General features: G+C 72.9%; 7 protein-coding genes. 6 read left to right on the forward strand and 1 reads right to left on the reverse strand.

Going from position 1 to position 12611, the window contains the following annotated elements; translation table 11 throughout:
* Window positions 1–76 precede the first annotated feature (76 nt).
* The 4 genes from ABZT02_RS33785 to ABZT02_RS33800 all read left to right on the forward strand — a co-directional run bounded on the left by ABZT02_RS33785 (window position 77) and on the right by ABZT02_RS33800 (window position 8121).
* Entirely contained in the window at window positions 77–772 is a 696-nt protein-coding gene (locus ABZT02_RS33785) for a GntR family transcriptional regulator (RefSeq protein ID WP_356024420.1), read from the forward strand.
* Between the two features lie 132 nt (window positions 773–904).
* Window positions 905–2434, forward strand: a complete 1530-nt coding sequence (locus tag ABZT02_RS33790) for a hypothetical protein (protein WP_356024422.1) — start codon at window positions 905–907, stop codon at window positions 2432–2434.
* Between the two features lie 91 nt (window positions 2435–2525).
* Window positions 2526–3404 (forward strand): hypothetical protein, encoded by an 879-nt coding sequence (locus tag ABZT02_RS33795; RefSeq protein WP_356024424.1) that lies wholly within the window; start codon window positions 2526–2528, stop codon window positions 3402–3404.
* Window positions 3405–3441: 37 nt separating this feature from the next.
* Window positions 3442–8121, forward strand: coding sequence for a hypothetical protein (locus ABZT02_RS33800; protein WP_356024426.1), 4680 nt, complete (start codon window positions 3442–3444; stop codon window positions 8119–8121).
* A gap of 78 nt (window positions 8122–8199) precedes the next feature.
* Here ABZT02_RS33800 and ABZT02_RS33805 read toward each other — a convergent pair whose 3' ends face one another.
* Entirely contained in the window at window positions 8200–8739 is a 540-nt protein-coding gene (locus ABZT02_RS33805; RefSeq protein WP_356024429.1) for a hypothetical protein, read from the reverse strand.
* 432 nt (window positions 8740–9171) lie between these two features.
* Between ABZT02_RS33805 and ABZT02_RS33810 the strand changes: the two genes are divergently transcribed.
* Window positions 9172–12189, forward strand: coding sequence for a nitrate- and nitrite sensing domain-containing protein (locus tag ABZT02_RS33810; protein WP_356024431.1), 3018 nt, complete (start codon window positions 9172–9174; stop codon window positions 12187–12189).
* Window positions 12186–12608 (forward strand): roadblock/LC7 domain-containing protein, encoded by a 423-nt coding sequence (locus tag ABZT02_RS33815; RefSeq protein ID WP_356024433.1) that lies wholly within the window; start codon window positions 12186–12188, stop codon window positions 12606–12608. Before ABZT02_RS33810 ends, ABZT02_RS33815 begins: the two co-directional genes overlap by 4 nt.
* The last annotated feature ends 3 nt before the right edge of the window (window positions 12609–12611 follow it).

Below are 12611 nucleotides of genomic sequence, written 5' to 3' on the forward strand. Positions count from 1 at the left end.
GCAACGTAGAGGATCGTTCAACGATCCTTCAATACCCCTGTTGTTTCGTTCTCGTGTCTGCGGTTGAATTCCGGGCATGGCAGAGCAGCTGAGCGGACTGGCCGACGACCGCGCCCTCCTGGGCCGCACCAGCACGGCCGAGCGGGTCTCGGACATCCTCAGGAGCCGCATCGCCGACGGCTACTTCCCGCCGGGGACACGGCTGTCGGAGGACAGCATCGGGGGAGCGCTGGGTGTGTCCCGCAACACATTGCGCGAGGCGTTCCGCCTGCTCACGCATGAACGGTTGCTCGTCCACGAGTTGAACCGCGGCGTGTTCGTCCGGGTCCTGGCGGTCGAGGACGTCGAGGACATCTACCGCACCCGCGCGCTCGTGGAGTGCGCCGTCGTCCGCGGGCTGGGCGAACCGCCGTACGCCCTGGACGCGCTCGCCGAGGCGGTCGTGGAGGGCCGGCGTGCGGTGCGCGAAGGTGACTGGAAAGCGCTGGGCACGGCCAACATCCACTTCCACCGGGAACTCGTCGCCCTCGCGGGCAGCGACCGCACCGACGAACTGATGCGCAGCGTCTTCGCCGAACTCCGCCTGGCCTTCCACGTGGTGGACGACCCCAAGGCCCTGCACGAGCCGTACCTGGCCCGCAACCAGCAGATCCTCGGCGCGCTCCAGGCGGGTGACAGGCAGGAGGCGGAGCGGCTGCTCGCCGTGTATCTGGCCGACTCCTTGAAGCGCGTGGTCGAGGTCTACAGGCGAAGGGTCGGCGAGGACGTCTAGGGGCGCGGGGAACTGCGCGACCGGCCCCCACCGGCCGACACGCGACGAACAACCGGTGGTCACCCGTCCAACCGCCGGCGGCGATCCGCGCCGTTTGGGGAGTTGTCAGACCGAGGACCTAGTCTGTGCAGCGTGACTTCGCCTGCGACGACGGACAGCGTTCCGCCCCAGTTCAGCGCGGGGCCGCGCCCCGCACCGGGCCCGGCCGCCGACGAGGGACTGGCGCGTCGGCTGCGCGCGCTCGCCTGCACCGCGCCGCTGCACGACCTCGACGCACGCAAGGCCAATCTCGCGGGCGAGTACTCCGTGTACGGCATGGCGGAGGTGGCCCTGGCCGCCATCGACCTCGTCACCCTGAACATGGACTTCGACACCGGCGCCGACCACGACCAGATCGTCGCCCGCCTCATCCCGCGCATCGCCGCGCAGGCCCCGCGGCGTCCCGTCGCCGAGCACGAGCGCGTGGCCCGCTGGGTCCTGGAGAACCTGATCAACGTCGGCAGCGTCGACCGGGGCTTTCGCGCGGTCTACGGCACCTTCGCGCCGGACGGGACCTACGTCCGGCGCGACTACGACTTCAAGCTGATCGAGGAGGTGCCGGGGCCCGGCGGTTCGGTGTACCTCCGGACCACGGACGAGGCGGTCAACGTCCTCGTCGGTGCCCTCGACACCGACGTCACCAGCGCGCAGATCGCCGCCGAGGTCAAGCTGGAGGTGCTGATCAGCCGCGGCCGCCTCGCCGACGCCCAGCTCGCCGCGGAACAGGCCCGGTACCGGACCGTCCAGTACTCGGAGACCTTGCGCAGGGCGCTGGACGCCACCCGGCGCAATGTCCGGGCCGTCGACTGGCTCAACTCCGTGCCGGACATGATCGCCGAAGCGCTCGACCACGTCGCCGACCGGTACCGCCACGAGAACGCGATCCTGACCAACATCCGCAAGGCGCGCGACGAGTCCGAGGACCTCGAGCAGAAGCGGCGGGCCGCCGAACTCGTCGACATCGTCAAGGACTGCATCCGGCGCCACACCCAACTCCAGTCCAGGCTCCTGGAGGCGGGCCCGCTGTTCCGCGCCGAACAGGACCGGCAGGCCTTCGCCACACCCATGACGACGTCGGGGACAGACCTGTACGGCCACCTCGTCGCGCCGGTGCTGCCCTTGCCGTTGGAGCAGGCCACCCGGGTCACCGACGCGTTCTTCGCGCACGGGACCGGCCTGCGCACGCCGGTGTCGGTCCGGGTGGGCGACCTCGTCGACATCCTGCTCACGCCTCCGATAGAACGGGAGCACCTGGGCGCGGAGATGCCGGAGCCGGACCTCATCGCCACGCCCGACGACAGCCGGTTCAGCGAGGAACAGCTGTCCCTGGCGAAGGACCTGCTGGACCTGCCGGCGGACGCGCCGCGACGACTCTCGGGACTGCTCGCGGAGGCTCGCCGGACGGGTGGGTTCGATCTCGCCTACCTCGTCGCCCTGTTGGCGATCCACGCGGCCAGCCCCGCTGTCGGCACCGCCTACCGGCAGGGCGAGCAGAAGCTCCTCTTCGCCGTGGACGACGGGACGGAACTGGACGATCCGGACTTCGGCGGCGCCGACCTCATCGTCGGCACAGCCCTGCTGGACGCCGCGGGAATGGCGGCGGACCGGACGGAAGCGGCATGAGTGAGGTCAGGCCGGGTGAAAGCGGCATAAGTGAGGTCGGGTCGGACGGAAGCGCCATGAGCGAGCAAGAGCGTGACAAGGAGCCCCAGCCGTGAGTGAGCATGTCGAGTGGAGCGACCCGGAGGTCCCGGCCCCGTCGGCGCCCGCCGCCGTCACCCCCGCCGACGCCGCCGACGCCGCTCGGCTCGTCGCCTTCGGGCTGCAGCCCAAACTGCAGCCCGCGCGCGACCAGGAGTACGCCGAGCTGCTGCGGCGCTACCGGGAGGACCCGCCGTTCGCGCGGCTCGCCGACGCCGTCGCCGCCGGACTCGGACTGGTCGTGCTCGAAGTGTCCCCGCGCGCGGGGATGGCCGTGACCGCCGCCGAGGACTCCGTGTTCGCCGTCCGGATGGGGGACTACGCGCGTCGTACGTCCGCCGACGGCGGCGACCGGTTCCTGCACGGCCTCGCCCATCTCGCCGTGGCCGCCATGGCGTTCCCGCGGCCAGAGGACCTCGCCGACGACGGATACATCGGGCGCGTCTCGGTCAACGGAGTCGACGCCTTCGTACGGCAGGCCTGCCGGCGCCTCGAGGAGCGGGCCGAGGAGGTCGGTGAGAACACCGACCCGGCCACCGACGCTCCAGGCCTGGAGGCGGCCTGGCGGATCTGGGCCAGACGCAGCGCGGCCGGCGCCACCAAGGACGCGCGCCGGCTCGCCGGGTCCACGACCGGCATCGTGGGCAAGGCCGCGGCCTTCCTCACCGACTCCGGATTCCTCCAGCGCACCGGGGACGACAACGGCGGCACCTACCGGACCACGGCTCGTTACCAGCTCCAGGTGCGGGACATGGCCGGAAGCGCCGCCATGGCCGAGCTGCTGGAGCTGGGCGTCGTCCCGGTCACCGACGGCACGCCGACGCTGCTGCCCCCCGAGGACGGCGACGACCTGGAGCTGGTGGCCGATGCCGGGCTGCCGTTCCACTCCTGAACTTCCCTGATCTGCCGAAGACTTACGAGAGTCCGCCATGTACGAGCTGTCCCGGGTCCGCCTCTACTCCATCGGTCCCGCCGGTGCGCGTTACGCCGATACCGTGCTTGACCTGCGGGGCGTCGGCGCGGAGGTGCCCGACCCCGCGCCCACCCAGGCGGAGTTCTTCGAGGAGGAGCCGGTCGGTCCGCCGCGCCGGCCCGCGCCCGCCGGAGTGCTCTTCCTGGAGAACGGCGGCGGTAAGTCCGTTCTGCTCAAGCTGATCTTCTCGGTGATGCTGCCGGGCCACCGGAACACGCTCGGCGGCGCCAGCTCGGGTGTGCTGCGCAAGTTCCTGCTGGCCGACGACTGCGGGCATGTGGCACTGGAGTGGCAGCACACCCTGACCGGCGAGTGTGTCGTGGTGGGCAAGGTCAGCGAGTGGCGGGGACGCCAGGTCTCCAACGACCCGCGGAAGTTCGCCGAGGCCTGGTACTCGTTCCGGCCCGGGCCGGGGCTCAGCCTCGACAACCTGCCCGTCGCCGAGTCCACAGCCGTACGGCCGCCCGCCGAGGGCCAGTCCGCCGCGCAGGGCCGTCGCCGCACGATGAAGGGCTTCCGGGACGCCATGACCGAGGCGGGCAAGGCCTATCCGCACCTGGAGGTGCACTGGGAGGAGATCCACGACCGGTGGATCGAGCACCTGGGAGACCTCGGTCTGGACCCCGAACTCTTCCGCTACCAGCGGGAGATGAACGCCGACGAGGGCGAGGCCGCCGGCCTGTTCGCGGTGAAGAAGGACTCCGACTTCACCGACCTGCTGCTGCGTGCCGTGACCGACACCCGCGACACCGACGGACTCGCCGACCTGGTCAGCGGGTTCGGGAACAAGCTCGGGCGACGCGCCGAACTCATCGCCGAACGGGACTTCACCGCGGGCTCCGTGGACCTGCTGGGCCGGATCGTCGAGGCCGCCGAGGCACGCTCACGCGCGCGTGACATCCACACGGGCGCCGAACGCCGTACCCGGACGCTGGCCCGTCGCCTGTCCGCGCGGGGCGTCCAGGAGCGGGTACGGGCAACGGACCTCGCCCAGCGGGTCACCGCCGCCGCGTACGCCGTCACCCACGCCGAAGCGGGCCGCGAGCGCAGTGCGCTCATCGCCGCCCAGCTCGCCTACCGGCACGCCTCGCTGGCGCTCGCCGCCGCCGAGAAGTCGGCCGCCGCCCAGAAGCGCGAGCTCGCCGAAGCGCGCACGCTGCACTCCGCCTGGCAGGCCGCCGAGGTTGTCCTGCGCCACCGTGCCGCCGCCGACCGTGTCGCGCGCGTGGCCGCCGCCATCCAGGAGGCCGAGCGGGACGCGGCCCCCGCGCTCGCCGCCCGCGCCAGGGCCGCCGTCGATCTCGTACGGGCCCTGCACGCGGCCGCCGAGAGCGCCGAGACGCTCGCCAACGAGGAGGAGGAGCGGTCCGCCGCTCTCCAGGAAGTCAGCGAGTCGGCCCACCGGGACGCCACCTCGGCCGCCACCGAGGCGCAGCGCGCCCGCAGCGAGATCGGCCACCTGCGCCAGCGGCTGAGCGAGGTCGAGCACGAGACCGCCGAGGCGGTGCGCGCGGGCTGGCTCGACGACAGCGCCCCCGACGCCGACCCCGCACGCGCGGCCCTCGCCGCGAGCGACGCCGAGAAGACGGCCGTGGCCGCCTGGGACACCGCGCGCGAGGCCTCCCACCGGGCCGCCGAGCACGCGCGTGAGGCGGCCGCCGCCGAATCCCGCGCGGAACTCACGGCCGCCCGCGCGGAGGACGCGGCCACGGCGGCCGCCCGGTCCTACGAGGCCGAACGGCGCCTCGCCGAGGGTCTGGCGGGGGAGGAGCGGCTGGCGGAGCTGCTGAGCCTGACCGGGGTCTCCGGGGCAGTGCCGGGGCAGCGCACGGGAGCCGAGGGCGGCGCGAGAAGGGGTGGCACGGCCGGGCACGAGGGCGCCGACGCACACGCCGGCTTCACTGGTGCCGTCACCGATGCCGGTCTCACCCCTGAGGATCTCGACCGGTTCGCCGACGAACTGCGTGAGCTGCTCGACGACTCCGTCTCCTCGGCCGAACGCCAGCTCTTCGAGCTGCGCACGGCCGCCGCCGACGACTCCCGCATCCTCGGCGCGCTCGGTGACGGCGGCCTTCTGCCACCGGGGCCGGACGTGCTGGCCACGGTCGAGTTCCTCGGGGAGAACGGCATCCCCGCCCTGCCCGGTTGGCGCTACCTGGCCCAGGCCGTCGACCCCGCCGACCACGCGCGCGTGCTGGCCGCCCGGCCGGAGCTGGTCGACGGTGTGATCATCACCGACCCCGACACGCACGCGCGTGCCCGCGAGGCACTGAACGACGCGGCCCTGCTCCCGCGCTCCGCCGTCGCCGTCGGCACGGCCGCCGCTCTGCTGGCGCCGACCCCGGCGACTGATGCCCGGAGCGCCGACGTCTTCCTCGTACCGCCGAACCCGGCCATGCACGACGAACACGCCGCCGACGAGGAGCGCCAGGCCCTGCGCGCGCGGGCCGGCGAGCGGGACGAGGAGATCCGGTCGCTCGCGGCACGCCTGGGCAAGGACCGTGAGCTGGCCGCCCGGCTCGCCTCCTGGCGCACCGGGTGCCCGGCCGGACGGCTCGTCGAGCTGGCGCAGGCCGCGCAGGACACGCGCGTGTTCGCCGAGGAGGCGGAGGCCGAGCTGGCCGAGGCGCGGACGGTGCGGACCGAGGCCGACGAAGCCGCCGCCGAGGCCGCGCAGACACGCGACGAGCGCCAGGAGGCCGCCCAGAAGGCCCGGCGCGCCGCCGACGCCCTCGCCGGCCTGGCCTACCGGCTGCGTGAGCGGGCCGGCTGGCAGGCCAAGCTGCGCGAACTGGCCGACGAGGCCACCGAGTCGGAGGCCCGCGCCCAGACCTGCCTGGACCGCGCCCGGGCCGCCGACGAGGACCGGCGCGGTGCCCAGCGGGCCGCCGACGACGCCCGCCGCACCGCGCGTGCGCTGCGTGCCGAGCGCGCCGAGATCGCCGGCGCCCCGGACGACGTACCGGACAGTGACCCGGATGCCTCCAAGGCGTCCCTGCCCGCGCTCCGTGAGGCCTACCGGGCCGCCTCCCAGCTGTACGAGAAGGTGGGTGTCGGTGCCGACCTGCGGGCCGAGCAGGCCCGGGCGGAGAGCGACGAGAGCGCGGCCCTCACCGAACTGGACCGGCTGAGCAACAAGGTCCGCACACGCGCGGAGCAGTTGCTCCAGTCGCCCGACGGCTCCGACGGGCCCTCCCGGCAGGCCGCCGCCGCCCGCGCGGAGGAGCTGGTGCAGCTGTTGGAGACGCGTATGTCGACCGCGAGCGAGCAGCTCGGCCGGTTGCGCGGCGAGGCCGAGCGGCACGCACCCGAGGACGGGGAGGCGCACACCGAGCTGTCGCAGGAGCTGGAGCCGCGCGACGCCGAGCACGCGCAGGCACTGTTGCGTACGGCCACCGGCGAACTCGCCTCACGCACCGAGGCGTTGGCGCAGGCCCGGGAGGCGCACGCGGAGCTGCTCGGCTCCCACCGGGCCGCCGAGGACGCGGCAGGCGGCTTCGACGAGATCGCCGCGATGCTGCGCGACCTGCTGCGCGAGCACCCCATGGAGGACGAGCAGGACGAGTCGGAGCCGTACCCGGGCAGCCCCGAGGAGGCCCGTCAGGCCGCCGCCGAGGCCCGCCGGTCCCTGCGTGGCTGTGCCGCCGACCTCTCCGCCGCCGAGGCCGCCGTGCGTGAGGCGAGCGACGTGCTCGTCCGGCACGCCAACTCCACACGCTACGAGCAGGTCCGCACCCCCGCGCGGCAGCAGATCCGCGAGCTGCCCGCGTCCGCCCTGCCCGAGCACGCGCAGAAGTGGGCGGACGCCTTCGCGCCCCGACTCCGGGTGCTGACCGACGAGTTGGCGCAGCTGGAGCGGAACCGTGATTCGATCGTGGACCGGCTGCGGGGGCTGGTGGAGTCCGCGCTCGCCACGCTCAGGTCCGCCCAGCGGCTGTCCCGGCTGCCGGAGGGGCTCGGCGAGTGGTCCGGGCAGGAGTTCCTGCGGATCCGCTTCGAGGAGCCCGACCAGGCGACGCTGACCGTGCGGCTGGGCGAGGTCATCGACGAGGCGACCAGGGCCGCGGTGAAGAAGAACTCCGACCTGCGGCGGGACGGGATGTCCCTGCTGCTGCGCGGAGTCGGGGCGGCGCTTCAGCCCAGGGGGGTGGCCGTGGAGATCCTCAAGCCGGACGCCGTGCTGCGCGCCGAGCGGGTGCCCGTCGGACAGATGGGTGACGTGTTCTCCGGCGGCCAGCTGCTGACGGCGGCCATCGCGCTGTACTGCACGATGGCGGCCCTGCGGTCCAACGACCGGGGCCGGGACAAGCACCGGCACGCCGGCACACTCTTCCTGGACAACCCGATCGGCCGCGCCAACGCGACGTATCTGCTGGAGCTCCAGCGGGCGGTGTCGGACGCGCTGGGTGTCCAGCTCCTGTACACCACGGGCCTGTTCGACACGACGGCACTGGCCGAATTCCCCCTGGTCATCCGCCTGCGCAATGACGCGGACCTCAGGGCCGGCCTGAAGTACATCAGCGTGGAGGAGCACCTGCGCCCGGGCCTGCCGCAGCAGCCGCAGGCGGACGAGGTGGGGCACAGCGAGATCACGGCGACCCGGATGTTCAAGCGTCCGACGCCTGCGACCGGGTGATCCGACGCCCGCAACCCCTTGAGGGCCGCGGGGCCGCACCCGGTTCGCGGTCCCGCCGCGCGGTCACACTCGCCGCGCTCAGGAGTGGGACAGCCGCCCCGTGCTGCCGCCCTGCCGCCGTATCCGCTCCTGGGACCGCTCCGTGACCCGGGCGTGCCGCCGAACCTTGCGCCGCTCACGCCGCAGCGCACGCGCGGTGCTGCTCGGGGTCGACACCACACCGTGGCGCTGGTTCCACACCTGGCGGGTCACCCAGACGTCCAGGGCGCCCCAGGTGGCCACCACGGTGCCGGCCACACTGCTCAGCACCATCGGGAACGCCAGCCAGGATCCGGCCAGGGTGCACAGGAAGGCCACCATCGCCTGAAGCAGGGTCACCGCGATGATGAGCACCGCCCGTACCGCGGAGGTCCGCACCGGGTCCGGCAGCCGGCGCCTGCGCGCGGGCTCCTCGATCCACAATGGCCGGTACGGCTCCTCCCGTGCCGCGGCGCGCCCGCTCGGCGCGTCCCGCTCCGCCGGTATGCCGAGAATCCGCGCTCCGGGGCGCCGTGGCACCGCCGGACCCGCTGTCTTCGCGCCGATTCCCGGCGCCTCCTGCCGTTCCGCCGTGCCCATCACCGAGTCACTCCCCACCGCCGGCAGACCCCTCGTCCCCGGTGTCCGTGGACCGGGCTTCCTAGGTGGCTGCCCGGCTTGCGCTGCTTTACGCCGCCCAGTTGCAGATGCGGCTCCTGTGGCCGAATCCACCGCCATTTCCCGAAGAGAAGGACGAACAAGACCCCTTCAAGATTCCCCCGGGACGTCAAAGAAACGAAAAATTCCAGCCAACCACCCACCCTGGCCGATCGGTTCCGGTCCGACACGGACCACCTGGTCGCAGGAGGCAATCTCCCGCAATGTGAGGACAACTCCCCATGTCTGGATCCTGGAGCGGAAGTTCGTGTTCCGGACGCAACTTCGAGTTACGCGTGCGTCGGTAGTAGGCTCGCGCCGTTTGTTGACGTACATGTGTACCCCCGGCCGGCGGGGGTCGAGCTGGGGGAGGCCATGCGCTTTCGCGGGAAGTCCATCCGCCGGAAGATCGTGGCGCTGCTTCTCGTGCCGCTGGTGTCCCTGGTCGCGGTGTGGGGCTTCGCCACGGTGCTGACGGGACGCGAGGTCGCCCAGCTCTTCCAGGTGTCGAGCGTCACGGAGAAGCTCGGTTATCCCATCGAGGACACCGTGCGCGTGCTCCAGCAGGAACGCCGCCAGACGCTCGTCTACCTGGCCGACCCGCGCGCGTCGGACGCCCTGTCCGCGCTGCGCGGCACGAGGAACGCCTCGGACGACGCCATCGCCAAGTTCCGGAAGAACGCGCACGATCCCGATGTCCGCGACGGTCTGGACCAGGACGACGACGAGCGCCTCACCGCCGTCCTGGACGCCTTCGACGGCATCGACGCGCTGCGCCGGAGTGTCGAGGACGGCACCGTCTCCAGGCTTCAGGCCCTCGACCAGTACAACCGCCTGGTCGACCCCGCCTACGCCCTCCTCGCCACCCTCGACGGCATCGACAACGTGGAACTGGACAAGCAGGCACGGGCGTTGGTCAACATCACCCGTGCCCGCGAACTGCTCTCCCGCGAGGACGCCCTCCTCGGTTCCGGCCTCGTGGTGGGGAAGCTCACCCGCGACGAGATCCGTGACGTCTCCGACCTCGTCGCCCAGCGGACCGTGATGTACGACATCAGCCTGGGAGTGCTGCCGGCCTCGGAGCGCGAACGCTACGAACGCTTCTGGAAGAACGCCGGCACCGCTCCGCTGCGCTCCGCCGAGAAGTCCGTCTCCACCGCGGAGCCCGGCACGACCGGCAGCGTCAGTGCCAAGAGCTGGGACGCCGCCGCGGGCGGTGTGCTCGACGAACTCGCCAAGCTCGACGACCAGGCGGGCGACCGCCTGCAGGACCGTGTCCGGCCGGACGCGATGGGCGTCATCGTCAAGGCCGCCGCCGTCGGCGTCCTCGGCCTGATCGCGCTGCTCTTCTCGCTGGTCCTGTCCGTGCGGGTCGGCCGCGGTCTCATCCGCGATCTGAGGCAACTGCGTCTGGAAGCCCATGAGGCCTCCGGCGTACGGCTGCCCAGCGTGATGCGCCGCCTCTCCGTGGGCGAACAGGTGGACATCGAGACCGAGGTCCCACGCCTGGAGTACGACAAGAACGAGATGGGCGAGGTCGGCCAAGCCCTCAACACCCTCCAGCGCGCCGCCGTCGAAGCCGCCGTCAAACAGGCCGAGTTGCGCGCCGGCGTCTCCGAGGTCTTCGTCAACCTCGCCCGTCGCAGCCAGGTTCTGCTGCACAAGCAGCTCACCCTGCTCGACACCATGGAGCGCCGCACCGAGGACACCGACGAACTCGCCGACCTGTTCCGCCTCGACCACCTGACGACCCGTATGCGCCGGCACGCCGAAGGCCTGGTGATCCTCTCCGGCGCCGCGCCCTCCCGGCAGTGGCGCAAACCCGTCCAGCTGATGGACGTCGTGCGCGCAGCCGTCGCCGAGGTCGAGGACTACGAGCGCATCGAGGTCCGCAGGCTGCCCAGGGTGGCCGTGACCGGGCCGGCCGTCGCCGACCTCACGCATCTCGTGGCCGAACTCCTGGAGAACGCCACGGTGTTCTCCCCGCCGCACACGGCCGTCCAGGTCCTGGGCGAGCGGGTCGCCAACGGCTTCACCCTGGAGATCCACGACCGCGGACTCGGCATGGCCGCCGACGCGCTGCTGGACGCCAACCTCCGGCTCGCCGAGACACCGGAGTTCGAACTGTCCGACACCGACCGGCTGGGGCTGTTCGTGGTCAGCCGGCTCGCCCAGCGGCAGAACGTCCGGGTCTCGCTGCAGCCCTCGCCGTACGGCGGCACGACGGCCGTCGTCTTCATCCCCGACGCGCTGCTGACCGACGACGTCCCCGACACCAACGGCATCGGTTTCCGCCTCGACCGCCCCCGGCCGTCGAAGGAGGCCGAACTGGAGGAGGCCCAGCGGGTCTCGCTCACCAGGGGACCGGCCCAGCTGCCGGGCAGGCCGCCCGCGATCCTGAACGGTCCGGTCGAGCTTGAGGCTCCCGTCGACCTGGACACCCTGAACGACCTCCCGGACGTGCTCGAATCCGAGGACAGTGAGCGCGGCGGACTGTTCCGGCCGCGCCGCTCGCTTGCCCAGGTCGACGACACAGCCCCCGGAACCGACGGGGCGGACCTCGGCGGCGACGGCCCGGGCGCCCCGGTGTCACTGTCCCGCCGCCGAACCCCCAAGCTGGTCAGCTCCCATGGACGCCCGGTCTCCGACGAGCGGACGGGACGCGGGGAGGCGGACGTGCCGCCAGCGCTCGGCCCGGGCGCGTCCCGGCCGCAGACCACCCCCTCGGCGGGGCCTGCGCGCTCCGAACCGCCGACGCTGCCGAGCCGCCGCCGTGCCGCGGCCCTGCGCCGGAGCACCGGCGTGGCCGACCGCCTCGACGAGCTGACGCAGACACCGGCCTCATCGGCGTCCCCGAGTCGTGAACTCGGCGGGGTCCCTGGAGCTCCTGCCCTGCCCCGGCGCACCCGGCGTGCCGAAATCGCGTCGAGCGGCCCGGCCGTGGACGACTCCGCCCTCGGTGCCACCGACGGGCCGGGGCCGGATACGTCCGCTCTCGGCGCCGTAGGTCCGGCTGTGGACGCCCTCGGGAGGGACGGCGCTGCCGACTCCGCCCCGGGCGGCGTCGTACGGCCCGGCTGGGGCGAGTCCGCCCGCGGTGCCTCCGGCTCGGGCAGGCCGCCCCTCGGCGCCGCCCGCGGGGCCGTCGACGCCGGCTCCGCTCCGCTGCCGCGCCGCGTACGCCAGGCCAACCTGGCCCCGCAGCTCAAGCAGGCTCCGGAGCGGCGCCCCCAGAACCAGGCGGAGCCCGCCGAGCGGGACGCCGACGAGGTACGCAGCCGGATGGCCTCGCTCCAACGGGGCTGGCAGCGCGGCCGCGAGGAGAACGCCGAGGGCGACGACACGTCCGGCGGCACAGCACCACAACGAACGACTAAGGGGGACGGTCGATGACCGCACCGAAGGCTACCGACAAGTCCGGCGAGCTCAACTGGCTCCTCGACGACCTGGTGGAGCGCGTCGCGAGCATCCGCAAGGCCTTGGTGCTCTCCAGCGACGGCCTCCCGACCGGCGTGTCCAAGGACCTGACCCGCGAGGACAGCGAGCACCTCGCCGCCGTGGCGTCCGGGTTCCACAGCCTGGCCAAGGGCGTGGGCCGGCACTTCGAGGCGGGCAGCGTCCGGCAGACCGTCGTGGAACTGGACGACGCGTTCCTGTTCGTGACGGCCGCGGGTGACGGCAGCTGCCTCGCCGTCCTCTCCGACGCCGACTCGGACGTGGGTCTCGTCGCGTATGAGATGACGCTCCTGGTCAAGCGGGTCGGTGCGCATCTCGGTGCCGCCCCGCGCACCGATCTGCCTCAGGGCGGGTAGTGA

The sequence above is a fragment of the Streptomyces sp. NPDC005402 genome, assembly GCF_040606575.1.
In the GTDB taxonomy this organism is placed as follows: Bacteria; Actinomycetota; Actinomycetes; order Streptomycetales; family Streptomycetaceae; genus Streptomyces.